The following is a 26,753-nucleotide window of genomic DNA, read 5'->3' on the forward strand; positions in this document are numbered from 1 at the left end:
CCCACACACCCCCCCACCACCTGACCCTCACCACCTGCCCCTGGGCTTGATCCGCTTTGGCGGACATCCCAGATCAGGGGTTCGACCCCAGGACGATGCCCATCATGGAGAGCATGGAGAAGAAGAAGCCTCACCCTCGCCACTCGCTCACGCCGGAGTTCAAGGCCGAGATCGTCGAGCTGTGCCGACATGGCGACCGCTCGGCCGACCAGATCACCAAGGACTTCGACCCCACCGAAACCGCGGTGCGTGACTAGCTAGGTGTTGCGGGACACGAGGTTGTTGACGCCTGAGCAGGTTTTCAGTTCGTCGTAGGGATGAGTGCTGGAAGATCGCGGTGCGCCTGGACGTTGCCTCCAGGTATGAAGATCAGCGAAGCTTCCAGAGTCAGCGGCGTGAGCTCGCGATCGTTGCGGCACTACGAGGATGAGGGCTTGATCGTCCCCGGTCGTTGCAGCAATGGGTTCCGCGACTACTGCCAGTCCACTATCGACCGGGTGCTCGTCATCCGCTCGCTGCTGGAATCAGGGCTGCCCGTGCGGTTGATCAGGGAGGTTCTGCCCAGCCTCGCTGACGGACCCGATGTTGGCACGGATGTGGTGCGCGCGGAGTTCCTGCACGAGGTGCAGAGCTATCGCGATCGGCTCGCTGCACGTATCGCCGTTCTCAGCGATCAGCAGGCGGCACTCGATGCCTACCTACGAGAGGCCCGTCGCACTGGCCTATGACTGCCACTTGACCTTGACGTAAGTGTGAGACTCCTACGTTTCGTGCATGGAAATCAGCGAGCAGCAGCACAGCGCTGAGCACACGGTACGAGCGCTGGTCCAGCGGTCGCGCCGGGGACCGAAGGACCTGACCCTCACGACCGATCGGCGCCGCCCTGCCCCGGGGCCCGGCGAGTACCTGATCCGTGTGGGCGCCGCCGGGGTCAACTTCGCTGACGTCATGCAGACCCATGGCACTTACGGAGGAGGCCCGCAGGCGCCCTACGTGGCGGGCTTCGAAGCCGCCGGCGAGATCGTGGGCGTCGGCCCGGACGTCCGGAGCCCGCTTCAGCTCGGCACCCACGTCGTCGGAGTCGGCCCGGGCGCCTTCGCGCAATACATGACGATGCCGGCCGCAGGTGTACTCTCCGTGCCTTCCGGTTGGAGCGACGCCGAGGCCCTCGGCCTGGTGCTGAACTGGGCCACCGCCTTGGCGGCACTGAAGCCGCTGGGCGAGATCAAGACTGGTGAGGTGGTGCTCGTTCACGCCGCGGCCGGAGGCGTGGGGCAGGCTGCCGTCCGCCTCGCACGCCACTACGGTGCGCGCGTGATCGCCACAGCGTCACCGACCAAGCACGACACCGTCAGAGCGCTTGGCGCCGACGAAGTTCTGGACAGCTCACACCCAGATCTGGCCGAGGAGATCACCCGCCTGACCGGCGGTGTCGACCTGGTCCTGGAATCGGTGGGACGGGCCACGTTCAGGGTGAGCCTGTCGGTCACCAAACCCTTCACAGGACGTGTCGTCGTGTTCGGTGCCGCTTCCGGCGACGCCGCTCTGACCACGCACGACCTGGTCTTCACTCACCAGGTCCAAGTCAAGGGCCTGCACATCGGTGCGCTGGCGGGCGCAGCCCCGTCTCTCTACCAGTCGTTGCTCGTCGAGATCGAGGCACTCATCGCCCAAGGCGTATACCCGCCCGGCACCCCCCAGGTTCATCCCCTGGCCGAGGGATCGGCAGTGCTGCGGCAACTCGAAGCCGGTCAGACCCGCGGCAAGCACGCCCTCGATCCCTGGCGCTAGGAACGCCTGTGACTCACCGCAATGCTCCGCTCTCCCCCGAGGGGCGGTTACGCCTCGTCCAACGCTGCCAGAACCGCCCGATCGCCCACGTAGCTGAGGCACTCCGCCGAGCCGAGAAGTGGTCGGCGTCCCGGATCGCATTTGAACTCCACGCCGAGGGGATCTCGCTCAGTCGCCGCACCGTATCGCGGCATCTGCTCGCCCTCGGACTGAGCCGGCGGCGGTTCATCGAACCCAGCGGCGACACGAACCGGAAACCGCGGAAGATCACCGCTCGCCGTCCCGGCCACATGGTCCACATCGATGTGAAGAAAGCCGGCCGGATCCCAGACGGCGGTGGCTGGCGAGTCCACGGACGTGGAAGCCCCCAGAACTACCACCGACCCCACGGTGCAGCAGGAGGCCAACCGTCGGCCTGGCGACTACGCGCAGGCGTAACCAACGTCCTGGCCTCATACAACTAGGGCTGCGGCGGCTGAGTCATGGTGTGCAGAAGCCGAAGTAGTGTCCCGCGAAGTTTGTCGGGGCTCAGCTGCAGGCCGCCCGCGCCCGCGAGATGGGAGAAGACGAGCCCGTCCAGGAGGGCCACGAAGACCGGTGCCTGCCCAGCGGGATCGGGTGCCCCGACTGCGCCGAGCATGCTCGCGGCCAGGTCCTGATGGCGTTTGCCCGCAGCGACGAGGACGGCGTGGAGTTCGGGCCGCCGGGTCGCCTCGAGGGAGAGTTCGTAGCGAGCCAGCATGCGCTCGCGTCCGGCGGTGACCCAGTGCTCGATCAGGCCGGCGACAGCATCAGCGATCTGGGTGATGTCCGTGGGTGCGGTGAGCGTGGGACGCTCAGCGAGCTCGAGGCCGTCGAGCTCGGCCAGCCGCTCGACCGCCGCTTGTAGGAGTGCTTGGCGCGTACGGAAGTAGTACGAGCACGACCCCGTCGGCACGCCGGCGATCTCGTCGACCGCGCGGTGCGTCAGCCCGCGCAGACCGGCCTGCGCCAGGGCACTGATCGCCGCATCCGTCAGTCGCTCCCGCCGCGTCATGACTCCGGTCACAGTCCCCCTCTCTCCGCATGGACGACACTTCCCTCTACAAGCATAGAGTCCCCGTAGGGCATCACAAATCCAGAGGAGTCGAGGTAGGCACTTCAGAGCTCCGCATCTGCGAGAACTACTGCCGTACGGCCGGGTCGGCTTGACGGTGACAGGGAAGGACCGTGCCGGCGGTCGGGTCGTTTCGGCACGGAGTCGGGTCACGGTGGTCCTCAAGTGCACGCAGGTTCGCCACGCAGCAGCATGGTGCGCGTCCGGGCGAGCGGTCCCAGGGCGGACGGTAACGACCTGAGCCCGGCGGGCGGCGCTCCTGAGGACCCCGGCCTCTCACCAGCACCGCTGCGAGTGTCCACGGAACGAGGGAGCCGGCCCGACCGGGATGGGCCGACTCGCCCAGGTGACCAGAACGACTGAGAGGCGTCAGCAGCGACCAGCGCTGGCCGATCTGTGCCGCTACGGAACGGGGACTGTGAAATCGTGGCACTCATGGCATGCCCGCGCGGGCACGGGCGGACGCGCTCATGGACATCGGGCGCTGACCGCAGCGCGGCCACTACTCATGTCCCGGGAGAAACCTCATGGCGGCCACAGCGCGTTTCCCGCTGGAACCGGTGCCCATTCACGTCCCCGACGCCGTGCTGGACGACCTCAAGGCGCGACTGCGGCTCACGCGGTGGCCCGACGACGCGGGGAACGACGACTGGTACTACGGTGTGAGCCGCGGCTATCTGCAGGAACTCGCCGACTACTGGCTCCACCACTACGACTGGCGCAGGGCCGAAGCCGCGATCAATGCGTACGAGCACTACCGGGTGAACGTCCAGGGCGTTCCGGTCCACTTCATGCGCAGGCCCGGTGTCGGGCCCCGGCCCACGCCGCTCATCCTCACGCACGGCTGGCCGTGGACCTTCTGGCACTGGTCGAAGGTTGTCGACCCGCTCGCCGATCCCGCCGCCTTCGGCGGCGATCCGGCCGGCGCTTTCGACGTCATCGTCCCGTCCCTGCCCGGCTTCGGCTTCTCCACCCCGCTGCCGGACCACCCCGACCTGAACTTCTGGAAGGTCGCCGATCTCTGGCACACGTTGATGACCGGCGTTCTCGGTCACCGGAAGTACGCCGCCGGCGGATGCGACATCGGCGCCCTGGTCACCGGCCAGCTCGGCCACAAGTACGCCGGCGAACTGCACGGCATCCACATCGGCTCCGGCCAGAAGCTCACCCTCTTCAGCGGAGACCGGGCCTGGGACGTCAGCGGCGGCCGGCCGATTCCCGGGGGACTGCCCGAGCCCGCGCACCGGCAACTGGTCTCCCTTGAGCGGCGCTTCGCCGTCCACCTGGCCGCCCATGTTCTCGCCCCCAGCACCCTCGCCTACGGGCTCACCGACTCACCGGTCGGCCTGCTCGCATGGATCCTGGAGCGCTGGGCCGCCTGGAGCGACAACCACGGCGACGTGGAGAACGTCTTCTCCAAGGACGACCTCCTCACCCACACCATGATCTTCTGGGTGAACAACGCCATCGGAACCTCGATGCGCTACTACGCCAATGCCAACCGGTATCCCTGGGCTCCCTCCCACGACCGCCGGCCGGTCGTCGAGGCCCCCACCGGCATCACCTTCGTCGGCTACGAGAACCCACCCGGCGTCACCACCACCGAGCAGCGGATCGAGAACTGGCTCGCCGGCGACCGCGCCGCCTGGTACAACCACGTCAACCTCACCGCCCACGAGAGCGGCGGCCATTTCATTCCGTGGGAGATCCCCGACCGCTGGGTCGACGACCTGCGGCGCACCTTCCGCGGACGACGCTGAGCCACCCGTCGGCGGGGCAGGTCCCCCACCGGCGAATTGGCCGGGTAACCGGCTTGCATCGCAGGGCTGTTGTGGCAAGCGACGCCTGTAGTAGCCCTGGCGGGGCGCTCGTGACCTGGCCACGACCGGGAATGCCAGGACCACGCGTCCCCCGCACACCACGGCGCCTGCCGTCGGCCCGCGACTCCCCGCCGCGGTCAGTCCCCCTCACTCACTGGCCGGACATGCTGTGGGCGGCCGACCGTCCAGGACACGTCAGAGCCTTTGCCGTCTTGGGCGGGGTGGGCGTTCTGTATTGAACGTGACGTCCGATATCCGCCGGCGCGACCAGTGGCGAGCCGGGAGTCTCGGTGCATGACTACGACATCGACGATCGCCTTCCGCGTCCATGCGCTGCCCGCCGGGGTACTGGAGGGTGTGCGAGCCCGCGGAGTCGACGCGTTCGGCAGTCGTGCGGAACACATCACCGCCGAGGGTGGCGAGCCCCTCCGGTGCTGTCTGCGCAACGCCGGGCCCGGTGAAGACCTGCTGCTCTTCGGTTACCAGCCTCCACTCCCGGCCAGCCCCTACCGTGAGGTCGGTGCCGTGCTCGCACATGCTGGGCCCTGCGCCGGACCTGGCGAAGTCAGCACCTATCCCCCGGACTGGCGCGGACGTCCGCAGGTGCTGCGGGCATACGACGCACGCGGCTGGATCCACGACGCGACGGCCGTGCACGACGGCCAGGATCCGGAGGCAGCGATCGCTGAAGTGCTCGCCGAGCGCGGCGTGATGCAGGTTCACAGCCGCAACGTCGCCTGGGGCTGCTACATGTTCACCATCACTCGCGCCGGACAGGGCACGGTCGCACCGGCCGGCCTCCGCACCGGGCGCGGCAATGGGCCTCGGTCCCGCGGCGGCTGACGCGATCGTCGATGAGCACGCTGCCTGCGCCCCCGGAGGGGAAGGGCGGCCGGCCTGCGGCCGCCGGACGTGGCGGACCGGCTCGCTCGGCGCAGTACTCCGCGCGCCGTCCTGTGGACCGCCCGCCGGGCGCACCCCGCCGCTGACGCGGTGCGCCCGGCTCAGTCGAGGAATGCGGCGACGGCACGGGCGAACGCGACCGGCTGGTCCTCCGGGATGAGGGTACCGCTGTCCTCAATCTCCACCAGCCGTGCGTGCGGCAGCAGTTCCGCCAGACGCCGCCCGTGCGCGAGCGGCATCACCCGGTCCTGAGCACCCCACAACACGAGCACCGGCCGGTCGAGTCCACGCAGCCCCTCGACCGCCGCCATCATGTCGCCGCGCCGTGCCGAGCGCAGATACGCGGCCAGGTCGCGGCGGATCTCGCGGCGAGTGGCCAGCCCGCGGAACCAGCGGTCGGTGATCTCGCCCGGGACCGGCCGCAGGCTCATCAGCCCGAGCGCCGTGGGCTGCCGCCGGACGAAGCGCAGGCGCAGGCCCTGCGCCACGAGCCACAGGCCGCCCGGCACCTTGGCGGCCAGCACAATGGACTTGCCCGGCAGGCCGGGCGGGAAGTTCTCGAACAGCTCGCAGGACGAGACCACCAGCCGTGCGATGCGCTCGGGCCGCAGCGCGGCGGCGAACAAGAACAGCCCCGAGTCGTTGCCGACCAGTGTCACCTTTCTCAGGTCCAGGGCGTCCAGGAACTCCGCCTGCAGCCGCCCGAGGCCGCGCGGCGACAGGTCGGCATTCGGCCGCATGGGTGTGCAGTGGCCACCCAGCGGCAGCACGGGCACGATGACGCGGCAGCGGTCACGCAGCTCAGGAATCACATTGCGATAGAACGAGCCGTCCATTCCCAGTCCGTGCACGAGGACCACAACCGGACCGTCGCCTCCGGTGTCCTCGTACTCAATGGTTCCTGCGGTGAGCTCAACGCCGGGCATGCGCCACCCTTCTGTGAAATCCCTGAAACGAGTTCGGGCCGGCGGCAGCAGCTGTCACCGGCTTGCGGGGAACCGCCGCTGCCAGCGCAAGGCTGAGCACTTCCTCGCCCGTTTCGCGGGCGCCCGCCAGGTACGGGCGTGCAGCGGCCGGGCTCGGTGGTCGAACGTGCCACAAGCCCGCGCGCCGCCGGCCGGCCGTGGCCTCGGTCACACTTTGTCTCCAGCACGCCACCTCCTCTACACATGTAGAGTATCCAAGGTCTACTACAAATGTAGAGGAGGGTGGCATGGGCGAAGCAGAACGCGGCGCCGGCGCGAGCAGGCGCACCGCGAACGTGGCCGGGGGCGGCATCGACGGCCCGGCCGCTGCCGTCGGGTCGATCCGGAGCCGCCGGCATCGGCACCTGCCGACGGTGGGCCGACGACCAGCCGGCGCTCCGCCTCACCCGAACCGCACCGGAAGGGCCGCCAAACCGTGACCGGCAACCTCACTGCCGTACCAGTTGGCCACGCCGCTGCCCCCTGGAGACTGAAGGAGCGCGACGTCGCCGTCGGTACGGTGATCGTCATCGTGCTGTGCACCACCTTCACCTGGCTGAGCTCCGGAGCGTCTCTGCTCGTCACCTTCCTCCCGGGCGCGGCCTTCGCCTGGCTGGCCCTGGTGTACCTCTACCGCAGCCGCCAGGAGCTGCCCGAGACCGCGGCGTTCCTGCCGGTGTACGTGCTGGCGCTGTCCATCCAGTTCGTGCATTTCGCGGAGGAGTACGTTGCCGGGTTCCCGACCGACTTCGCGCTCCTCTACGGGGGCCGGCCGTACGACTCGGACCTGTTCGTCGTCTTCAACATGAGCGCCTACGCCGTCTTCGCCGCCGCCTCGGTACTGGCGTTCACCAAGCGGCTGGGATTCATGCTCGTCCCCGTCCTCTTCTTCCTCATGTACGGGGCCATCGGCAACGCGATCGCGCACACCTGCTGGTCAATCATGGCCGGCGGGTACTACCCCGGGCTCTTCACCGCACAGCTGTTCTGGATCGCCGGCCCCTGGACCCTCAGCACACTGACCGGCGGGCGGCACCGGGGCCTGGTCATCGGTCTGACCGCGGCCATGGCGGCCGTCATGGTCCCGCTGCTCGCCGCCTTCGCCGACACCGGCTACCACAACCACTGATACGGCCGTGCGGCACCGGTCCACAAGTCAACGACAACCTGCGAGGCATACCATGAACATCGACTTCCAGCTGGCCGAAAGCGTGCTGACCTCCCAGCCGTTCAGCCGCCTGATCGGAGCGCGACTCACCACGTTCGAGACCGGCACGGCGACACTCGAGATCCCCATCCGCGACGAGCTCCTGCAGCACGACGGTCACCTGCACGGCGGCGTGCTCTCCTACGCCGCCGACAACGCGATCACTTTCGCCGCCGGCAGTGCCCTGGGGCCGGCCGTTCTCACCAGCGGCCTGTCCGTCAGCTACCTGCGCCCCGCTATGGGCCGGGCACTTCTGGCGCGCGCCACCGTCGTCCACGCCGGTCGCCGCCAGGCCGTCTGCCGGTGCGACCTGGTCGTGGTCGACGGCGACGAGCCGGACACGCTCTGCGCGGTCGCGCAGGGAACCGTCCTGACCAGGCAGCCCGGGCCGCCACTCGCCAGCAGGGAACGACCGGGCCTGCGCTGATGCGGTTGCCCTGCGACGGCCCGGCGCACCGGCTCGTCCGCCGGCACCAGGGTCGGGTCGTCCGGCTGGACGCAGCCGGACGGCAGAAGCCCGCGCAGCGGTGCCGATCGCCGCGTCCGAGCACCGCTCCGGGGCAGGGAGTGATCACAGGATGGCGAAATGCACGTCCTGAGGTGTGGCATCGGGGCCGTTGGTCGGCGCCATGTCCTGCGGGCATGCGGAGAGCACGACGATCAGATCCAACTCGGCTCTCAGGACAATGAGATCGCCGGGTCTGCTGACCGGTGGAGCGATGACCTGACGGCGGTCCGGCGCCACAGCCGCGTTCTCCCACAGGTTGAACGGGCACGGAACCGAATCAAGCCTGATGCCCTGGTCACGCATCGCCGCGATGAGGTTGTCCGTGCAATTCGCATGGTATCCGGTGGCACCGAGCCGTTCGTACCTGTACACATCGCATGCCGCCAGAGTGGTGTCATGGATTCCCGGTGACGTGTCCTGGAGAACGGTGAGGACGGGCCTCCTCCTGTTGCTGTACAGGCTGTCGCCAACTGCTGGGCTCACCCGCTCGGTCTCGACACGCGTGTGCTCCATGGACATGAATTCCTTCACATCGCTCGATGAGAAGGCCCAGCAATCCACCACTTGCGACCCGGACGTGTTGACCACTTTCACCGAAAGACCGGATGGAACATGTTTCGCCACGGCGCTGCCGGCTGGTATTCGGTGCAGTTCTTCGCGCACGATTCTGCCCTTCCTCGGGTTTTCGTCCTGACGCCGCCGAGGCTCCGCACAACACCCTGCGGTCGCCCGGCGCCGCGTTTCGCAGTTCTTCGCACTGACCACGGACTCCGCCGAGGACGGCGGGCCGAAGGGAAAGGATGGCCGCAATGGAATGGACGCTGAACACGCTGGTCCCGGTCTTCGACCTGCGTACGCAGTGCAGTCGCCGGGTCGACGCCCCACCGAACGCGGTGTGGCAGGCCGCGATGAACGCCACGACCAAGGATCTGGCGGTCTTCGGACCGCTGATGGCCCTGAGGCACGGCAAGAACCCGGCCATGTCGGGCCGCCTGCTGGACGGTGCGATACCCGTCCCGCTCCTGTCCACGGTGGAGGGCCAGGAGGTCGTGTTCGGCACGGTCGGCAAGTTCTGGAAGCGCAGCTCGCCCGATGCCCTGCGCGGCGAAGCGGACCCGTGGCAGTTCCACGCCTTCGACGAGCCTGGCTGGGCGAAGGCCGCGATGTGCCTCCGGATCACTCCGGACGGCGCGGGTACCCGGTTTTCCACCGAGACCCGGGTTCACGCCACCAGCGCCAAGGCGCGGCGGCTGTTCATGGTCTACTGGCCGATGGTGTTCCTCGGCAGCAGGCTGATCCGCCTCGACGTGCTGCGGGCCATCGCCCGGCGCGCCGAACGCGAGGCAGCCGGCTGAATCATGTTCTGGCGCCGGATCGTGAACGTGATCCGGCGTCACGTGTCCTCGCCCGCCGGAGTCCGAGCGGCGCGCGGGGGCTGGTGCGCGTCGGTGCGGCGATGACCGAGAAGGGCGGGGCATGGGCGCCGTACGAGACCACGAGATCACCCATGGTCCCCGAGCCGCGGGGAGACCGGCCGCTCGAAGAAGGTCTCCAGCACCACCGTGGCCTGTGTCCCGCTGACCCCGTCGATGGCGTAGATCCGGCGCAACACGTCCTGCAACTGTCCGGTGGTCGCGGTCCTGACCTTCAACAGCACCGAGGCACTGCCGGCGATGATGTGCGCCTCCAGAATCTCGGGGAGCGCGGCGAACTCCGTCGCCGAATCACCCATCCACGAGGTCGACTCGACCATCACGTAGGCCAGGACGCCGCTTCCCACCGCCTCCGGGTCCACCTCGGCCATGGTGCGTCGGATGACGCCGCGTTCCCGCAGCTTCCGCACGCGCTCATGAGCGGCGCCGGCGGAGAGACCGACGGCGTGTCCCAGCGCCGCGTAGGACTGGCCGGCGTCCTGCTGAAGACGCGCCAGCAGTGCGCGATCAATGTGATCCACAGCTCTCCGTTCGATACTTTCTTGCATCCACAGGATTTCATACTGCATTCTTCACCGTACGCCAAACCATGTATGGCACACGGCATCGTGGAAGGAAAGGCCCCGTATGTCCGACGAGCGCCCCGCGCTGTACGAGATGCTCGACGACCGGTTCCGTACCGGGCGGTGCATGAACGGTGACGAAGGGCTGGAGGTCCTGTACACCGGCTGCCGCTGGGCCGAGGGTCCGGTCTACCTGCCGGCCTGGCGGCAGGTGATCTGGAGCGACATACCCAACGACCGGATGCTGCGCTGGGACGAAGAGACCGGCGCGGTCAGTGTCTTCCGCCGCGGTGCCGGGCACACCAACGGCAACACTCTCGACCGCCAGGGCCGATTGGTCACCTGCGAACAGGGCAACCGCCGGGTGACCCGGACCGAACACGACGGCACCATCACCGTGCTGGCCGACCGATGGCAGGGCAAGCGCCTGAACAGCCCCAACGACGCGGCGGTGAAGTCCGACGGCTCGATCTGGTTCTCGGACCCGGACTTCGGCATCACCAGCGACTACGAGGGCTATCGCGCCCCCAGCGAGATCGGCTCCAACAACGTCTACCGCATCGATCCCGCCACCGGCGAGGTGCGGCTGGTCGCCGACTGCTTCGGCGCACCGAACGGCCTGGTGTTCTCGCACGACGAGCGGCGACTGTTCGTCTCCGACACCCGGGCCGGCCGTATCCGGGTCTTCGACGTACGCGAGGACGGCACGCTGTCCGACGGCGAGGTCTTCGCCGACGCCGGAGCCCGTGAGAAGGCCCGCTTCGACAACCTCCGCCTCGACGACGCCGGCCGGCTCTGGGCCGCCGCGATGGACGACGGAGTGCACTGCTACGACCCCGACGGCACCCTGATCGGGCGGCTCAACGTCCCCGAGTCGGTCGCCAACATCTCCTGGGGCGGCGCCAAGCGCAACCGTCTCTTCATCGCCGCGGAGACCAGCCTCTACTCGGTGGTCATGGGCGTCACGGGCACACACCCGACCGGACCGGGGCACCGGCCCTGGCTGGATTCGGAGGCCCGGTGAACTTCCGGTCCGTGCGCTGCGACTGCGGGGCACCGCCCCTGGTGAGGGTCACCTTGTTGCGCCGCCCATGGCCCAGGTCCGGCGCCTTGCCTGCGAAGCCCTGCTCCCCCGGTTCGTCGACGGTCGGCGTCACCCCGGCCCCCCGTTCCTTACGGCCGCCACGCCATACCTTCGAAAGACCACATATAGGGTGCATTTTCATGGCTGATTCATGGGTCGATCCGGCCGAGCGTATCGGCAGCGACCTGCACCTGGACCTGGACCTGAATCCCGACATGGCAGTAGGCGGCAGCCGCCGTGCCGTGCTCGGTCGCGCGCTGCGCGAGGCGATAAGGGACGGACGGCTGGCACCGGGCACCCGGCTCCCTCCTTACCGGTCGCTCGCCGCCGACCTCGGGCTGGCGCGCAACACCGTCGCCGAGACGTACGCCGAACTCGTCGCCGAGGGCTGGCTGGTCGCCCGCCAGGGGTCGGGAACGCGGGTGGCGCCCAGGGCGAAGCCGGCCGCTTCCCCGCGCGTGCCCAAGCCGACGCCGGTTCGTCCGGACCCGCCCGCCCACGACCTGCGGCAAGGACTGCCGGATACCGCCTCCTTCCCCCGTACGGCCTGGCTCGCTGCCGCGCGGCGGGCACTGAACGCGGCGCCCAACGAGGCGTTCGGGCCCGGTGATCCCCGCGGACGGCCCGAGCTGCGACATGCCCTGGCCGGGTACCTGTCACGCGCGCGAGGCGTGCGCACCAGCGCCGAGACGATCGTCGTGTGCTCCGGTGCCGGGCACGCCCTGCGGCTGCTCTTCGGCGGGAAGGTGCTGCGCGGCCCGCTGGCCGTGGAGTCCTACGGACTGCCGTTCCACCGGTCGGTCCTGGAGGCCGCGCACGTGCGGACCGTGCCTCTGACGCTGGACGAGCACGGGGCGCGCACCACGGAGCTGTCCGCGCTGAAGGGCGTACGGGCGGCGCTGCTCACCCCCGCCCACCAGTTCCCCACGGGAGGACCGCTCCACCCCGAGCGGCGGGCGGCCGCGGTGGACTGGGCGCGCGGGTGCGGGGGCGTGCTCCTGGAGGACGACTACGACGGGGAGTTCCGCTACGACCGGGAGCCGGTGGGCGCCGTCCAGGGGCTCGATCCGCAGCGTGTCGTGTACCTGGGTTCGCTCAGCAAGAGCCTCTCCCCCGCGCTGCGGCTGGGGTGGATGGTGCTGCCGGACCACCTGGTGGAGCCCGTGCTGCGGGTCAAGGGCGAGCGCGAGGCGTGGGCCGGCGTCACGGACCAGTTGACACTCGCCGATTTCATCGAGTCGGGCCACTACGACCGCCACGTCCGCCGGACCCGGCAACGCTACCGGGACCGCAGGAACCGTCTCGTCGCAATCCTCGCCCGCCGGGCACCGCACATCGCCCCAACGGGCATCGCCGCCGGGCTTCATGCTGTGCTGGGCCTGCCGCCCGGCAGCGAACGGTCGGTGACCAAGGCGGCGGCCTGGCAGCGTATCGCCGTGGACGGGCTCGCCGACTTCCGGCACCCGGCCGCCACCATGCCCGCCCACGACGGCCTGGTCGTCGGCTACGCCGCACCTCCCGACCACGCTTTCGGGGCGGCGCTGGACGCCCTCTGCCGGATTCTGCCTCCTCCGCCCGACGGGGACTGACGGCTGCGCGGGCAGGGCCCGGTTCGGTGAACCGGACCCTGCCCGCGGCTCGGGAGGCAAGGGGCAGTCGGAATCGCGTTCCGTCTCCCCGGGAGTGGGCGGCTGTCCCTCACGGCGGTGACTTCGGTCAGCGGACCGGCACATCCCCGCCCGCCTCCTGAACGGGATCTGCCGCAAGCCTGGGCACCGACGCGGATTCCGCCACCGGCTCGGTGCGGGTGCGGGTCCCGGCCCCGCGCGGGAAGCGGAGCGCCACCAGCGCGGTGAGCGCGGTCCCCGCGGCTGCCACGAACAGCGCGGCACGCACTCCCGTCACGCCGGCCGCCGCCGAGACCTCGCCGTCGGCAGCCGAGTTGGCGATGCCGACGAGTACGGCGAGCCCGATGGCACCACCGACCTGCTGGGTGGTCGAGGCCATCCCGGAGGCGATGCCCCGCTCCCGCGGCGCGGCGCCGGCGGCTGCCGCCCCGAACATCACCGTGTATCCGGCACCCTGGCCGAGCCCGAGGACGAGGAAGCCGGGCACCAGGGCGGTGTACGCACCTCCGACGGACATCGTCGCCGCCGTCAGGGCGGTTCCCGCGGCGCCGAGGAGCAGACTGACGGTCATGGTCGTGCGCGTGCCCCAGCGGGTGACGGCGCGCCCGCCGATCAGCGAGCCGGCGGTGAGGGCGAACATGGGCACCAAGTAGGCCAGGCCGGTGCGCAACGCGTCGTAGCCGAGGACGTCCTGGAAGTAGACGGTCAGGAAGTAGGCGCCGGTCCCGATGGTCGCCATGTAGAGGAACGTGACAGCCATGCCGACGCCGAGTCCGGGACACCGGAGGAGCCGCAAAGGCATGAGCGGGTCGGCGCTGTGCCGCTCGACGGCCAGGAAGGTGCCCGTCAGGAGGAGACCGAGAACCGCCGCCGTCGCCACGGTGGGTGAGGTCCAGCCGGCGTCGGGCCCCTGGACGAGGGCGAGGACCAGGGCGGTGACCCCGGCGGTGGAGGTCAGTGCCCCGGGCAGATCGATCCGGCGGGCCACGGTGCGCACCGGATCGGGCGTGACGAGCCGGAAGGCCGCCACCGCCGCGGCGGTGGCCGACGGGACGTTGACGAAAAGGACGGCACGCCAGCCGAAGAACTGGGTGAGCACCCCGCCGAGCAATGCTCCGACGATCAGCCCGCTGCCGCCGGCGGCGCCCCACACGGAGTAGGCGCGGTTCCGTTCCCGGCCCTCGGCGAAGAGGGTGGCGACCAGGGTCAGCGTGGCGGGGAAGAGGAAGGCGCCGCCGATTCCCTGGACCGCCCGGGCCGCGATCAGCAGTCCGGGCCCGGTGGCCAGGCCGCCCGCGAGGGACGATGCGGCGTAAAGGCTCAGACCGAGGACGAACATGCGGCGGGGCCCGTAGAGGTCACAGGCCCGGCCGCCCAGCAGCAGGGCGCCGCCGAAAGCCACCGCGTACGCGCTGACCACCCATTGCAGGCTCTGTGCGGTGAAACCGAGCGCGGAGCCGATCTGCGGCAGCGCGACGTAGACGATGTTGTAGTCGACGGATATGACCAGTTGGGCGAAGGCGAGGAGCACCAGGGCCGGCCCCGGTCCGCGGGCCGGGCCCCCGGGACGGCCGGGCGAGGTGCCGGGATGGTCCGGCGGCGTACCGGTGCTCATCGGTGGGCCCCCCGCTGGTCGGTGCCCGGCACCTTCGCCGTGCTCAGGGCAACGCGGTTCCAGGTGTTGATGGTGAAGATCAGTGCGAGCAGGTGGGCCAGTTCACCGTCGGCGAAGTGGGCGGCTGCGCGGCGGTAGACCGCGTCGGGCAATCCGCCGTCGGAGACGAGGGTGACCGCTTCGGCGAGTTCGAGTGCCGCCTGCTCCTGCTCCGTGAAGAAGTTCCGCGCTTCCCGCCACACGGAGATCATGTGCAGCCGCTCCTCGCTCTCCCCCGCCCTACGGGCGTCGGAGGTGTGCATGTGCAGGCAGTACGCGCAGCCGTTGAGCTGCGAGGAACGGATCTGGACCAGTTCGACGAGCGCCGGGTCCAGGCCCTCGCGGGCCGCCGCGTCGAAGGCGATCAGGGCCTTGAACGCCTTGGGCGCCGTCTTGGCGAAGTCGATGCGGATGCTGTCGGTGGTGGTGTTCTCGTTCGTCATGGCCACAACGTTATGGCCGTGAAAGACCCCGGACAGAGTTCATTCCGGTGTCCGGATCGCGGGTCAATTCCCGGCTGCCGACGGTACCGAGGCAGGGCCGTTCCTTGGCCGGTCCACGTGCTGTGAGTACGCGGCGCGCCGCCCGAGGGCCAAGGCCGGCACCCTCGCGTCCGGGCTCTTGACGGCCCCTCACCAGCTCCCGGACCCGGCGGGTGGGGAACGGACCACGTCGAACAGCGCGTGCGGACCGGCCGCGTGCGGACCGGCCGCGTGCGGACCGGCCGCAGGTGGGCCGGCCCGTGCGGCGGCCAGGAGAGCGTCCTCATCCGCCTCGTCGGGAGGACGACGGCCCCGAAGGGGGCGCGGCAGGGAGCCTCGCTTGGGAGCAGGCCGGGCAGTTGCGGTGGTCTTGGCCGTCCCAGCACACCTTCTGACGTCATGGTCAGCTCGGCCCTTCATGAAGGGTGAACCCGATCAACTGATCCGTCGTCGCCTCTGCAAAATCGAAAGTGGCAGAGTGCAGGTGGCCCGTATCATCGCGAGCGGGATGGGCCCGTAGCGCAGTGGTTGTCGCGCCTTCACCGCATGTGGGAGGACGCCGGTTCGAATCCGGTCGGCCCCGTCCCGCCTCCAGCTCGTTCTCGGTGGTCGCTTCCGAGCCCGAGCCGAGTACGAAGGCCGGGCAGGCGCCGCCCGGCGCACCAAGGCGAGACCGACGGCTGCCCCAGGGTCCGTCCGGCGAATCGTGCTGCTCTGCCAAGACCGCAGCGGCGGGAAACAGGCGCTGCACGGCTGTCACGACGGCCGCTCGGCGTGCGGATGGGAAGGACGCGCGCTCTTCCTCGTCAGCGGCATCAGGTCGGACCGGCCGGTCCAGGACATGGCGAGCTGCCGAGCCGGCCCCAGTCGGGTCCCTCCGGGGACCTGCTCGACGAAGGCGTGGCGCACGCACTCCGAGTTGACGGAGACCAACAGGCGGTCCCTCAGCCGGAGACAACGCTCGTCCGGCACTCGGCACATCCACGGGAATCACAGGTAGGTCCCGTGAACCCGGCTCGACCAACACCCGCATGCCGGGCACGCGGTGAATTGCGCGGACGAACCTTCGCGGCCGGCGGGAAACAGAACCTTTCAGCCGGGGCGCGACCTCTCCAACCGTCCCGAACCTTCAGCCACGACGGGCATGGCGGGCCCGAACCGGAATCCGCCGCGGCCGTCGAAACGGACCTGCACCACCGTGTCGAATCCGTCGGAGAGCGACGGTTTGCGCAGCCGCTTGTACGCGGCGAGGATCCCGACCTCCGGGACCCGGTCCCGTCCCTCCCGCCGTCCGTTGCGCCGCAGCGAACCGGTGAGGTCAGGGGCGAACCAGTAGGCCGTCACGGTCGCACGGTGGGCGCGGCCCAAGGCCACCAGCGGGCGCCATTCGTCCGGCGACGGGTTGGTGTTGTCTACCGCCACGGACCGCCCGGCGCTCAGCGCCTCGCACATCAGGCGCGTCTGGCGCTGCTGCTTCCTCCGGGCGCCGCGGGGAAAGAGGTCCTTGCTGACCAGCGCGTAGCCGCGGGACAAGTGCTCCCGGTAGAAGGTGGACTTTCCGGAGGCCTGCAGACCGACGAGCACTGCCACGTCAAGACCCCTGTCCGGTGTCATCGCGACGGCACCTCCTCCTGACCTTGGCTACGTGTCCTGAGACGCCTCGGCGTTCATTCCATGGAACCACGCGCGGCAGTGGCCTCAACCGGTGACGGTGCTCTCTCTCACCGGTCGCGGTGGTGAGCGAGGCAGAGGCCCCGGTCAGGACGTCCCGCCGCCATGTGGTCGGCGGCCCGGGCGGAAGACGAGCGGGTCGGGCTGCGTGCCGACACCCCGCCCGGATGGCTGGCGTCCCACCGGGACGACGGGCCGGCGCGCGAACCGAAGCGGGACCGTGCGCCGTACAGCGAGCGCGTGACGCCTGCCGGAGGCCGGCGCCCGAGCGACCACGGAATCCTGGCGGTCCCGGCTCGGCGCGGCAGAGGGCCGGGACGGGCTAGGGGGCCGTCGACGGCGCGGCGAAGACGTCCCACCGGCCGGGTCGGGAGCGGCCGTCGGTTCGACTCGCGCGGTGGCGGCTGTGCGGGCCGGGCACAGCCGCCGGCGCTGCGGTAGGAGGAATCAGTTCCGGCCGCTGCCGTCCACGATCACGGGTGCGCCGTCGCCCGAACCGCAGGGCACCGCGTAGACCGGGTTCTCCTTGGCCGCCTCCTTGTACGCCTCGATGCACTGGTTCATCAGAACCTTGTCGGTCAGCGAGTCGTTGAGGATCTTGTTGGCCCGGGCGATGCCCTCGGCCTCGATCTTGCGGCGCTTGGCCTCCTCCTCCGCCGTGCGGCTCGCCTCGACGGCCCGCTCGGTGGCTTCCTTCTGCTGGATCTTGCGATCGATCTGTTCCTGGAGGGAATCCGAAGGCTTGACGTTGCGCAGGTTGACGGCGGTGACGTCGATGCCGCGGGGCGCGAGTCGCTCCTTGACCAACCTGCCGATCTCCGCGTTGATCTTCTCTCGGGCCGAGGTGTAGCCCTCCTCGCTGGTGTAGCGGGCGAAGACGTTCCGGACGATCTCCCGGCTGTCGGGGTAGACCAGCCGTTGCTGAATGGCGTCCTCGCTCCCTGCCAGCCGGTACAGCTCCACCGCCTTGGCAGGGGTGACCGCCCACTTCACGGTCAGCTCCGCGTACATGACGCCCCCCTGGGAGGACCGCACCTCGACGACGTCCTTGTCGGAGAGGTTGAGATCGACCGGCCGGGTCGAGAACGACGTGACATCGGTGAAGGGTGCCTTGAGATGCATTCCGGACGTCATCGGCGTGCCCACCTTGCCGAACAGCACCGGCACGCCGACCTCGTAGGCGCTGACGACGTACACACTGCTGGCCACGCCGAAGAACACACCCCCGATCAGCGCGGCGACGGCGCCCAGCCGAAGCTGGGACGAGCTGCGGGCACGGGCGACGAAATACATCACCACGGCGGCGAGGACGAGCAGACAGGACAGCACGAGCACGGTGGCCCCCCTGAGAAACCCTGCGCGGCACCTCCCCCGGCGCCGCTGGTCACTGGAGGGTACGACATCAACGAAGCGGGATGATCGCGGGGGCGGCCCGCAGCCGGGCCGGCGCGGTGCGTCCGCCCTCCGCCGCGACCGGGCAGGCACGCGTGCCCGGCGGCCCGGCACGGAGCTGTCAGCCCGCGCGGGCGGCGCTGAGACGGGCCTCCACGGCTCCTACGCCCTCGACGCCCTGGCAGAGCCCCACGATCACCGGAACGAGACGCGCCTCGGGGACTTGCCCCCGCAGGATGACGGTCCCGGCCCTGACCTCGACCGCGACGGTACCCGCGCCCAGGGCGAGGATGCGCCCCAGAACTTCCTGCTCGACCTCGCCGCGGATTTCGGCGTCCGAGCGGACGAACGTGTCGAGAAGGTCGCTGCGGCTGACGATACCGATGAGGAGCCCGTGATCGCCGACCACCGGCAACTGCTTGACGTGCCGCCCGCGGAGTTCACGCGCGGCCCGCGCAATGGTCCAGTCGGCTCGGGCGGTGAAGACAGGGCTGCTCATGAGGTCGCCGGCGGTCCGGGCGCGCGCCTTCCCCCAGGCACGTTCGTCATCACCGTCCCGCCCTCGTGGATCCGGCATGCCGGTCTCGTGCCGCAGCACGTCGGACGCTGACACGACACCGACGGGAACACCCTCGCCGTCGATGACGGGGGCCGCGGCGATGTCGTTCGCATCCAGCAAGGCGGCGACGTCGTGGAACGGTGTGCTTGGGCGGAGTGTGACGACCTCCTCGGTCATCACGTCACCGACCGTGCGGCGCTGCAGCATGGCTTCGGCCTCCTCCGCTGTGCGACGGCGGCCTTGTGCGGGCCGCCCGAGGGGGCAGCGCGCGGTGCGCCGGCCGTCACGGCCGTGCCGGCCGCACACCGTCCCTCCATCCCATGACAGCACCGTAGCGCTCCGGCTACCAGTGACGGTCAGCCCGTCGGGAAGGCCGATGGGCCTATGACCAGGTGTGCGGCCGTGATCAACCTCGGCGCCGAGGCGCCCTACAGGCTGAGCGCGTCCTCAGCGTTGCCCACCCACGCGGTCACGGAGTTGCTGTCGGGCGAGACGTACAGGCCGGGAGTCGGCGCCTTGAGCGGTGTCTGCTCGAGATCGGACTCGGTGTTCATGGTCATGGAGATCGAGTCGACGGTCCTGCCCTTGCCGTCGTTGGCGCCGCCCATGAGTCCGGCGTAGGCCGACTCGCCCGGTTCGAGCCTGATCGCCTCCTCGATGGTGTGGGCCTCGCCCCGCTCCGTGGCCTGCCCGTCCAGATCGCCGAAGGTCACGACCGGATGGCCCAGTGGCTTGCACGCCTTGCCGCCCTTGTTGGTGATCTTCAGCAGGTAGCTGCTGGTCGTGGGCTCCGCCAGGGTCGCGGTGAACGTCACGTCGTACGTGCTGCACGGAAAGACGTCGTAGTCGGGGTCGGTCGACGAACCGTCCCCGCCGCCGGACGAGCCCGAGTCCGGGGACGCCGACGGCTTTCCCGGCTTCGACGGCTTCGGCGGATTCCCCGGCTTCGCGGACTTCGTCGGGCTCGCGGTCGGCAACGCGGCTCCGCCCGCCGCGTCGTCTTCGGTGGGCCCGCAGGCGGTCAGGGCCAGTGCGGATACGGCGGCGAGGAGGACGGAGGCTCTGTGGACGGTGCTCATGGTGGTGTTCCCCCGATTGAGAAGCGCGAGGCGCGAAGTGTGCTGGGCTGAGCACAAGCGTCCCGCGGAGGCTTCACAGTTTGGTGACGGTGTCTTGCCGAATCCACCACGGTTGCCGACCCGCCGCATGTCCGGATGGGGCTCGTCAGACGCTCCGCCTCGGCGGCCGTGTGCGGACTGTCCAGGACGGGGTTCCAGGCCGGCCGGATGGCGGGAAGTCCGGGCTTCGGTGTGCTGTTGGCGCGGCTGTCGGAGCACCGGAAGCTGGGCATCGGTGCCCTGTCCCGGCGTGCCGGGAGCCCCGGACCTGAACTCCGGGCGGTGTTGGACGGTGTGGCGCCGGGCCCGTGGCTGCTGCGGCGGCCCGCGCCCGCGCTCGATCTGCACGCCGCAGACGTGTTCGTGCTCGCGGGGACTGCGGTGCCCGACGACCCGGCTCCCTTGGACGCAGAGGCCGGACGGAGGGTGCCCCGCCTCGCGGGGGACGCCGTGTGCCTGGCACCCGAGGACAGACGCAGGCTGCGCCGGCTCGTCCGGTCATTGCCGCAGGAGAACGCACGCGGCCGGTTCGGGCTCCGCGGACGTACGAGCGGTACGGGCCGGGGTTCGGCGGCGTACTCGTACGCATGCTCAGCAACCGGAACCTCGACTGGACGGGTGCGGCCCGGACGTTCCTGCACCTGACCGGCCGGTACTGGTCAGCGTCCACGTACGGGATGGTGGGCCACGGCCACACCGGACTGACCCCCGGCCTGCTGGCCGGCTTCACGACCGTACTGGGCATTCCTGCCGACGACCTGGCCGCCCTCACCGGCCCGACTGTGCCGATGCCCCGCCGCGGAACCCGGCGGCGGCCGACGCGGCCAAGCTCACCTGGGACGCCCGACGCCTGACCGTCGCTGCGGTGCGGCCCTTGCTTGGCGCGCCGCGTGAACCCCTCGTTCCGTGCCGGCGACGACGTCCACGGTCGAACTCGGCGACGACGACGGCGCCATCGCCCAATACGCACGTGCTGCAGATGAGTTGGCGGAGCCGAAGCCGGCCGCCACGGCCCGCGTCCGGACCACCGGGCCGTGTCAGACGGTCTTCGGCTCGCGGTCTTTGACTCGAAGGTGCCGTCCCGGTCCCGGGGCATCGAGGGAGAGGGGAGTACCCACTCCTCTCCATGCTCAACGTATAGCGCACCGGGGGGCTTGCGGCAAGGCCCGGGTGATGCCTCAGGATTGTCGGCCGAGGCCAGGACCTGCGGAGATCGGAGATTCACGAAGTGCGTGTTCTGTTGTCGACGTATGGGTCGCGTGGGGACGTCGAACCGCTGGTGGGGCTCGCGGTGCGGTTGCGGGAACTCGGCGCGGGGGTGCGGGTGTGCGCGCCGCCTGACGAGGACTTCGCGCAGCGGTTGGCCGGTACCGGCGTACCGCTGGTGCCGGTCGGCCCGTCGGCGCGTGCGCTGACGAAGGCGGCGCCGCCGCCGTCATCCCTGCCCCGGCGCGCGGCCGAGTTGATCGCCACCCAGTTGGACGTGGTCACCGCGGCGGCCGAGGGATGTGACGCGCTTGTGGCGACCGGCATGCTGCCGACCGCGGCCGGCGCGCTGTCGGTGGCCGAGAGACTGGGCGTCCACGCCGTGTCCGTGACCTTCCAGCAACTCACCCTGCCGTCGCGGCACTTCCCTCCGGGTGCGCGGCCCGGCAGGCAGTCCTCGCCGGAGGAGACCGACAACAGGGTGCTCTGGGAAGAGGACGCCCAGAACGTGAACGCGTTGTACGGCGAGGCGCTCAACAGGCACCGGGCGGCGATCGGCATGCCCCCGGTGGACAACGTCCGCGACCACGTCTTCACCGACCGGGCGTTGCTGGCGGCAGACCCGGTCCTGGTCCCGTGGCGCGACATGACGGAGCTCGACCTCGTGCAGACCGGGGCGTGGATCCTGCCGGACGAACGCCCGCTCCCCGAAGAACTGGAGGCGTTCCTGGACGCCGGCGCACCGCCGGTGTACGTGGGCTTCGGCAGCATGGCCATGCACACCTCACCGGACCTCGCCCGGGTGGTCGTCCGGGCGGTCCGCGCTCACGGCCGCCGCGTACTCGTCGCCCGCGGATGGGCGGACCTGGCCCTGATCGACGACCGGGACGACTGCTTCGCCGTCGGCGAGGTCAACCAGCAGGCCCTGTTCGGCCGGGTGGCCGCCGTCGTGCACCACGGCGGCGCGGGCACCACGACGACGGCCGCCCGGGCCGGCGCGCCCCAGGTGGTGGTACCCCAGTTCGCGGACCAGCCGTACATGGCCGCCCGGGTGGCCGAACTGGGCATCGGCACGGCACACGACGGTCCGGCGCCGACCGCCGAGTCCCTCTCGGCCGCGCTCGGCACCGCCCTGAGCCCCGAGACCCGGGCACGGGCGAGGGCCGTCGCCGGCACGATCCGCACCGACGGGACGACGGTCGCGGCGGAACTCCTGCTCGACGCGGTCAGCCGGGGAAAGCCGCCCGTGTCCGCGTGAACCACCGGGCGGACCCGGTCCCCGGACCGCGAGAACCGCACACCACGGAGACCTGAACCGAAGACGGGCACGGTGCCCCCACCAGGCGGAGCGTTGCCCGTCATGGCCGGCCACACGGTCCTTCACGCCGTTCAAGGCGCCCTGCCGCACGCAATGGTCGCAAGCGACCCCAGATCGGAGCCAATGCCGTGAACCCGCTGTCCACCAGCGCGTTTGATCTTCCCGACCGCCTCTCCCCCAAGGCCGACCCGACGCTGATCGCGGGCGACGAGCAGCATTTCGCGGCCATCGCGGAGAGCCTCGAGCAGGCGATCGCCGAACTGTCCGGCCGGCTCGCCGCCGAGCGCAGGTCGCCCGGAGGCGTGGGCCGGCAGGCGATGGACCGGGACATGGAGGTTCACCGGCTGACCGCTCGCCTGCGCGCACTGCGCCGCTTCGGTCTTGATCTGTGCCTCGGACGCATGGTTGGCGTGGACGGCCCCGAGCCGGTGTATGTCGGACGACTCGGTCTTACGGACAGCGCGGGTCGCCGGCTGCTCCTCGACTGGCGCTCCCCCGCGGCCGAGCCGTTCTTCGGAGCCACCCACGCCAACCCGATGGGGCTGGCCAGCCGCCGCAGGTATCGCTGGACCCACGGCCGGATCAGCGACTACTGGGACGAGGTGTTCACCGAGGACGGGTTCGCCGGGCATGCCGCGCTCGACGACCAGTCCGCCTTTATCGCCGGCCTGGGCGGCAACAGGTCGGCACGGATGCGCGACGTGCTCGGCACCATTCAGGCCGACCAGGACGCCATCATCCGCGCCGGATCCCGCGGCGCTCTCGTCGTCGACGGCGGTCCCGGCACGGGGAAGACCGTCGTGGCTCTGCACCGTTCCGCCTACCTCCTCCACTCCGACCCCCGACTCGGTCACCGCCGGGGCGGTGTGCTGTTCGTCGGTCCTCACCAGCCCTACCTGGCCTACGTCGCCGACGTCCTCCCCAGCCTGGGAGAGGAGGGCGTGCAGACCTGCACGCTGCGGGACCTGGTCGCCGAGGGAGCCGCGGCAGCGGTCGAGGCCGACCCGGAGGTGGCCCGTCTGAAGTCGTCCGCGGACCTGGTGAGGGCGATCGAGACGGCCGTCGGTATCTACGAGGAGCCGCCTGCCAAGGGGATGACGGTGTCGACCGACTGGTCGGACATCTGGCTGAGCGCCGACGACTGGGCCGCGGCGTTCGAAGCGGCGGCCCCCGGTACTCCGCACAACGAGGCGCGCGACGAGATCCGGGAGGAGCTGCTCACGATCCTGACGGACAAGGACGACAGCGGCGCCCCGCCCGAGCTGCTCCGGACGTCGCTGCTGCGGAACAGCGAGCTGATCAGCACCCTCAATCGCGCGTGGCCGCTGCTCGAAGCGGCCGACCTCGTGGGAGACCTGTGGTCGGTGCCCGCCTACCTGCGGATGTGCGCCCCCTGGCTCAGCCCCGACGAGGTTCGGAAACTGCAGCGTGCGGACGCCCAGGCCTGGACGGTGTCCGACCTGCCGCTCCTGGACGCGGCACGGCAGCGGCTCGGCGACCCGGAGGCGTCGCGACGCCGGCGTCGGCACAGCGCCTCCGTCGCCGCCGAACGCGCGCGCATGGCCACGGTCGTCGATGCCCTGCTCGAGGCCGATGACGACGGTGAGGGTGCGGTGACGATGCTGCGCGGACAGGACCTGCGGGACACCCTCGTCGACGAAACCGCACAGTCCGCCGCCGAACCGGACCTGCTCGCCGGCCCGTTCGCGCACATCGTCGTGGACGAGGCTCAGGAACTGACCGACGCGGAGTGGCAGATGCTGCTTCTCCGGTGCCCGTCCCGGAGCTTCACCATCGTCGGGGACCGTGCCCAGGCCAGGCACGGGTTCACGGAGTCGTGGCAGGAACGGCTCGAACGGGTCGGGCTCGACCGGATCAGCCTGGCCTCCCTGAGCATCAACTACCGGACCCCGGAAGAAGTCATGGCGGAGGCCGAGCCGGTCATCCGGGCCGTGCTCCCGGACGCCAACGTGCCGGTCTCCGTCCGCAGCAGCGGCATCCCCGTCGTACGCGGGTCCGCTTCGGATCTGAACTCGGTCGTCGGCACCTGGCTCGCCACGCACGCCGCCGGGATCGCCTGCGTCATCGGCGATCCCACGTTCCGGACGACGTCCCGCGTCCGGTCGCTGACCCCGGAGCTGGCGAAGGGGCTCGAGTTCGACCTGGTCGTCCTCATCGACCCGGAGAAGTCCGGCAGGGGCGGCATCGAAGGAGCGGTCGACCGCTATGTCGCGATGACCCGGGCGACCCAGCAACTCGTCGTCCTCACGAGCTCCTGACGGCCGGGCGGACGAACGCCTCCGGGCCCGTGGGCCCCCCGCCCCCTCGTTCCCGCTCGTCCCCGCTCACAGACTCGTCAGGACTTGGGGCGAGAGAACCTTGATCACGGCGTTGGCCCAGCGCATCCGCCGCCAGGTCTGCGGGTGGCACGCCGAGACCGCGGCGAGGAGGCCGTCGTCCTTGGTGGCTTGCGCGGCCTGGGCGAGCATCTCCCAGTGGAGGGAGTTGCTCGTCGCGTCCAAGTGCATTTCCCGCAGGTCGCGAAGGAGCAGCAGACCGGGCTCGGGGCGGTGGGCCGGCGCGTCGGCGGCCTTCTCCCGGAGCGTCGGCAGCACACCCGCGGAGGGTGCACCGGAAGAGCAGCCGGCGCTGAGGTCGAGGCCGTGGGCGTGAGCGGCGTCGGTCAGGCGCCGGACGTGTTCGCCTGACCACCGGGCGGGGTCGGTGGCGACATGGTGGACCTCGTGGTCGGCGCGGTGGCGCTCGGCCACGGCTGTCAGCCCTCCGGCGAGGCGTTTCTCACCGTGGTGGAGGGCCGCGGCGGTCGGTCGGATTCGGCATGGCCGGCGGCCCTCATTTTCGCGTCGTCGAGCAGGCGGGCCTGCTCGACGTCGTCGGCGATCTCCTCACAGTCGACGGCGTACGAGCCGGTCGGCGTCGGCTCCCCGGCGGGGGACTCCGATGGGTCCGTAGCCGGCTCGGCGGCGATACCGGCCAGGCACACCACGGCCCACCCCACGACGGTCCACCGACGGGCGCTCAAGAGCCGTCCGTTCCGGCGGCAAGGCCGACGCAGGTGATCACGGTGGGGGCGAGCACCGCGGTACACGTGGTCATCGGGCCTCCCTTTTCGCAAGGTCGTTACCGTCTCCGGTATGCCGGATCGACCGGATGGAGGGGCAGCGTGCCGGCGGATCGCCGACTGGTCGGGACAGTATGCTCCCCGCTCGTATGCGACGCCGCCGGCCGGCGATCATCTTCGTCGCCGCCCGGTCGAGCTCCATACCGACAGGGTCTACGACTACGACCACCTGCACCGCCGCCACGAACACAGGGCCGAACACTTCCTCGCGTTCGCCGGCACAGCCGCAGCCCTCATCGGCTACCGCCGACTCGCCCGCTGAGACGACGTCTTAAGCTCTTCGCATGAGTCAGGGGGAAAGCGGCAGACAGATCGTCGACGGGCGTTTCGAGCTGGAGGTGCGGCTCGGAGGCGGCGGGATGGGAACGGTGTGGCGGGCCAGGGATCTGGTGCTGCACCGCAGCGTGGCCATCAAGGAGGTGCGTCCGCCGGACGCCGGACTGGCCGAGTACGACCCGGAGGGCGCGCGCCTGCTGCGCGAACGGGTGCTGCGCGAGGCGCGGGCGCTGGCCAGGATCGAGCACCCCAACGTCGTGACGATCCATCACATCGTCGACGGCGGCCCGGGTACCTATCCGTGGATCGTGATGGAGCTGGTGAACGGCGGTTCGCTGGCCGACCGCCTCGGCCGGGGGCCGATGACTCCCGTGGAGGCAGCCCGGACCGGCCGCGAGGTACTGTCCGCGCTGCGCGCCGCGCACGCCGTGGGTATCGAGCACCGGGACGTCAAACCCGCCAACGTCCTGCTGCGCACCAACGGCCGCCCCGTGCTCACGGACTTCGGAATCGCCGCCGTTCGCGAGTCCACCGCACTGACCGCCACCGGGTCACTCATCGGCACACCGGACTACATGGCCCCGGAGCGTGTCTCGGGGGACAGTGGCGGTCCGGAGTCGGACCTGTGGTCGCTGGCGATGATGCTCTACGTCGCCGTCGAGAATCACCACCCGCTGCGCCGGGGAACGACCCTGGCCACGCTGGCTGCCGTGCTGCAGGAGCAGGTGCCGCCCCCGAGCAAGGCCGGGCCCCTGACAGACCTGCTGACGCGTCTGCTGGTGCGGGACCCCGCGGCGCGGCCGAGCGCCGAGACCGTCGACCGTATGCTGGCAGAGATCATCGAGGGCCACGGCAGCCCTTCGCCCTATCGGCCGGCGCCCCCGGCGGCAGGCCCACCGGGATTCGGTGCCCCGGCTTTCCCGGTGCCCCAGGATGC

Annotated in this window: 28 protein-coding genes and 1 pseudogene; 16 read left to right on the forward strand and 13 right to left on the reverse strand. The window is 70.4% G+C overall.

Annotated features, from left to right (window positions below; genetic code table 11):
* Nucleotides 1-104 precede the first annotated feature (104 nt).
* From GUY61_RS11080 to GUY61_RS11095, 4 genes and pseudogenes are all read left to right on the forward strand, one after another.
* Nucleotides 105-257: a hypothetical protein gene (locus GUY61_RS11080; RefSeq protein ID WP_166629926.1), complete on the forward strand. Its 153-nt coding sequence runs from the start codon at nt 105-107 to the stop codon at nt 255-257.
* A 105-nt stretch (nt 258-362) separates the two neighbouring features.
* Nucleotides 363-728, forward strand: coding sequence for a MerR family transcriptional regulator (locus GUY61_RS11085; RefSeq protein ID WP_166629927.1), 366 nt, complete (start codon nt 363-365; stop codon nt 726-728).
* A gap of 46 nt (nt 729-774) precedes the next feature.
* Nucleotides 775-1,791, forward strand: a complete 1,017-nt coding sequence (locus tag GUY61_RS11090) for an NADPH:quinone oxidoreductase family protein (RefSeq protein WP_166629928.1) — start codon at nt 775-777, stop codon at nt 1,789-1,791.
* 8 nt (nt 1,792-1,799) lie between these two features.
* Nucleotides 1,800-2,156, forward strand: a pseudogene (locus tag GUY61_RS11095) (IS481 family transposase); the annotation flags it as partial.
* Nucleotides 2,157-2,251: 95 nt separating this feature from the next.
* Here GUY61_RS11095 and GUY61_RS11100 read toward each other — a convergent pair.
* Entirely contained in the window at nt 2,252-2,827 is a 576-nt protein-coding gene (locus GUY61_RS11100) for a TetR/AcrR family transcriptional regulator (RefSeq protein ID WP_166629930.1), read from the reverse strand.
* A gap of 587 nt (nt 2,828-3,414) precedes the next feature.
* Here GUY61_RS11100 and GUY61_RS11105 point away from each other — a divergent pair.
* Nucleotides 3,415-4,647, forward strand: a complete 1,233-nt coding sequence (locus GUY61_RS11105; protein ID WP_166629931.1) for an epoxide hydrolase family protein — start codon at nt 3,415-3,417, stop codon at nt 4,645-4,647.
* Nucleotides 4,648-5,001: 354 nt separating this feature from the next.
* Entirely contained in the window at nt 5,002-5,550 is a 549-nt protein-coding gene (locus GUY61_RS11110) for a DUF1203 domain-containing protein (RefSeq protein WP_166629932.1), read from the forward strand.
* Between the two features lie 161 nt (nt 5,551-5,711).
* Here GUY61_RS11110 and GUY61_RS11115 read toward each other — a convergent pair whose 3' ends face one another.
* Complete coding sequence (locus tag GUY61_RS11115; RefSeq protein WP_166629933.1) at nt 5,712-6,536, reverse strand: alpha/beta fold hydrolase; 825 nt, start codon at nt 6,534-6,536, stop codon at nt 5,712-5,714.
* A 475-nt stretch (nt 6,537-7,011) separates the two neighbouring features.
* Here GUY61_RS11115 and GUY61_RS11120 point away from each other — a divergent pair, with 475 nt between their 5' ends.
* Both GUY61_RS11120 and GUY61_RS11125 read left to right on the forward strand, forming a co-directional pair.
* The gene (locus GUY61_RS11120) at nt 7,012-7,704 is read left to right on the forward strand and encodes a hypothetical protein (protein WP_166629934.1); all 693 of its coding nucleotides are present in this window, start codon (nt 7,012-7,014) and stop codon (nt 7,702-7,704) included.
* A 52-nt stretch (nt 7,705-7,756) separates the two neighbouring features.
* A complete protein-coding gene (locus GUY61_RS11125) occupies nt 7,757-8,209 on the forward strand; it encodes a PaaI family thioesterase (protein WP_166629935.1) in 453 nt (150 codons plus the stop codon).
* Nucleotides 8,210-8,353: 144 nt separating this feature from the next.
* Here GUY61_RS11125 and GUY61_RS11130 read toward each other — a convergent pair whose 3' ends face one another.
* Nucleotides 8,354-8,953, reverse strand: coding sequence for a DUF1989 domain-containing protein (locus tag GUY61_RS11130; RefSeq protein WP_166629936.1), 600 nt, complete (start codon nt 8,951-8,953; stop codon nt 8,354-8,356).
* Between the two features lie 146 nt (nt 8,954-9,099).
* On the opposite strand from GUY61_RS11130, the gene GUY61_RS11135 reads away from it, so the two are divergent.
* On the forward strand, nt 9,100-9,645 hold the full coding sequence (locus GUY61_RS11135; protein WP_166629937.1) for a hypothetical protein: 546 nt from the start codon (nt 9,100-9,102) through the stop codon (nt 9,643-9,645).
* A gap of 146 nt (nt 9,646-9,791) precedes the next feature.
* On the opposite strand, the gene GUY61_RS11140 is transcribed toward GUY61_RS11135, so the two are convergent.
* Nucleotides 9,792-10,244, reverse strand: coding sequence for an Lrp/AsnC family transcriptional regulator (locus GUY61_RS11140; RefSeq protein ID WP_166629938.1), 453 nt, complete (start codon nt 10,242-10,244; stop codon nt 9,792-9,794).
* A gap of 106 nt (nt 10,245-10,350) precedes the next feature.
* Between GUY61_RS11140 and GUY61_RS11145 the strand changes: the two genes are divergently transcribed.
* Nucleotides 10,351-11,310: an SMP-30/gluconolactonase/LRE family protein gene (locus tag GUY61_RS11145; protein WP_166629939.1), complete on the forward strand. Its 960-nt coding sequence runs from the start codon at nt 10,351-10,353 to the stop codon at nt 11,308-11,310.
* A 200-nt stretch (nt 11,311-11,510) separates the two neighbouring features.
* Nucleotides 11,511-12,959, forward strand: a complete 1,449-nt coding sequence (locus tag GUY61_RS11150; protein WP_166629940.1) for a PLP-dependent aminotransferase family protein — start codon at nt 11,511-11,513, stop codon at nt 12,957-12,959.
* 127 nt (nt 12,960-13,086) lie between these two features.
* On the opposite strand, the gene GUY61_RS11155 is transcribed toward GUY61_RS11150, so the two are convergent.
* The 7 genes from GUY61_RS11155 to GUY61_RS11185 all read right to left on the reverse strand — a co-directional run bounded on the left by GUY61_RS11155 (nt 13,087) and on the right by GUY61_RS11185 (nt 19,835).
* The gene (locus tag GUY61_RS11155; RefSeq protein ID WP_166629941.1) at nt 13,087-14,613 is read right to left on the reverse strand and encodes an MFS transporter; all 1,527 of its coding nucleotides are present in this window, start codon (nt 14,611-14,613) and stop codon (nt 13,087-13,089) included.
* Nucleotides 14,610-15,095, reverse strand: coding sequence for a carboxymuconolactone decarboxylase family protein (locus GUY61_RS11160; RefSeq protein ID WP_166629942.1), 486 nt, complete (start codon nt 15,093-15,095; stop codon nt 14,610-14,612). Before GUY61_RS11160 ends, GUY61_RS11155 begins: the two co-directional genes overlap by 4 nt.
* 795 nt (nt 15,096-15,890) lie before the next feature.
* Entirely contained in the window at nt 15,891-16,067 is a 177-nt protein-coding gene (locus GUY61_RS11165; RefSeq protein WP_166629943.1) for a hypothetical protein, read from the reverse strand.
* Between the two features lie 159 nt (nt 16,068-16,226).
* The gene (locus GUY61_RS11170; RefSeq protein WP_166629944.1) at nt 16,227-16,748 is read right to left on the reverse strand and encodes an ATP-binding protein; all 522 of its coding nucleotides are present in this window, start codon (nt 16,746-16,748) and stop codon (nt 16,227-16,229) included.
* A 504-nt stretch (nt 16,749-17,252) separates the two neighbouring features.
* Nucleotides 17,253-18,140, reverse strand: a complete 888-nt coding sequence (locus GUY61_RS11175; protein ID WP_166629945.1) for a prohibitin family protein — start codon at nt 18,138-18,140, stop codon at nt 17,253-17,255.
* A 178-nt stretch (nt 18,141-18,318) separates the two neighbouring features.
* A complete protein-coding gene (locus tag GUY61_RS11180; protein ID WP_166629946.1) occupies nt 18,319-18,963 on the reverse strand; it encodes a CBS domain-containing protein in 645 nt (214 codons plus the stop codon).
* 221 nt (nt 18,964-19,184) lie between these two features.
* Nucleotides 19,185-19,835 (reverse strand): DUF4232 domain-containing protein, encoded by a 651-nt coding sequence (locus GUY61_RS11185; RefSeq protein ID WP_166629947.1) that lies wholly within the window; start codon nt 19,833-19,835, stop codon nt 19,185-19,187.
* A gap of 626 nt (nt 19,836-20,461) precedes the next feature.
* Between GUY61_RS11185 and GUY61_RS11190 the strand changes: the two genes are divergently transcribed.
* From GUY61_RS11190 to helR, 3 genes are all read left to right on the forward strand, one after another.
* Nucleotides 20,462-20,728 (forward strand): hypothetical protein, encoded by a 267-nt coding sequence (locus tag GUY61_RS11190; RefSeq protein WP_166629948.1) that lies wholly within the window; start codon nt 20,462-20,464, stop codon nt 20,726-20,728.
* Between the two features lie 374 nt (nt 20,729-21,102).
* On the forward strand, nt 21,103-22,338 hold the full coding sequence (locus GUY61_RS11195) for a glycosyltransferase (RefSeq protein WP_166629949.1): 1,236 nt from the start codon (nt 21,103-21,105) through the stop codon (nt 22,336-22,338).
* Nucleotides 22,339-22,526: 188 nt separating this feature from the next.
* Nucleotides 22,527-24,677 (forward strand): RNA polymerase recycling motor ATPase HelR, encoded by a 2,151-nt coding sequence (helR, locus tag GUY61_RS11200; protein WP_166629950.1) that lies wholly within the window; start codon nt 22,527-22,529, stop codon nt 24,675-24,677.
* Between the two features lie 66 nt (nt 24,678-24,743).
* Here helR and GUY61_RS11205 read toward each other — a convergent pair whose 3' ends face one another.
* On the reverse strand, nt 24,744-25,178 hold the full coding sequence (locus GUY61_RS11205; RefSeq protein WP_208105827.1) for a hypothetical protein: 435 nt from the start codon (nt 25,176-25,178) through the stop codon (nt 24,744-24,746).
* Nucleotides 25,175-25,441 (reverse strand): hypothetical protein, encoded by a 267-nt coding sequence (locus tag GUY61_RS11210; protein ID WP_166629951.1) that lies wholly within the window; start codon nt 25,439-25,441, stop codon nt 25,175-25,177. The genes GUY61_RS11205 and GUY61_RS11210 overlap by 4 nt, the downstream gene beginning before the upstream one ends.
* Nucleotides 25,442-25,553: 112 nt before the next feature.
* On the opposite strand from GUY61_RS11210, the gene GUY61_RS11215 reads away from it, so the two are divergent.
* Both GUY61_RS11215 and GUY61_RS11220 read left to right on the forward strand, forming a co-directional pair.
* The gene (locus GUY61_RS11215; RefSeq protein WP_166629952.1) at nt 25,554-25,802 is read left to right on the forward strand and encodes a hypothetical protein; all 249 of its coding nucleotides are present in this window, start codon (nt 25,554-25,556) and stop codon (nt 25,800-25,802) included.
* 22 nt (nt 25,803-25,824) lie between these two features.
* Nucleotides 25,825-26,753: serine/threonine-protein kinase (locus GUY61_RS11220; protein ID WP_166629953.1), on the forward strand; the 929-nt coding region annotated here is incomplete at its 3' end.

It is taken from the genome of Streptomyces sp. GC420, from assembly GCF_009916105.1.
GTDB lineage: Bacteria > Actinomycetota > Actinomycetes > Streptomycetales > Streptomycetaceae > Streptomyces.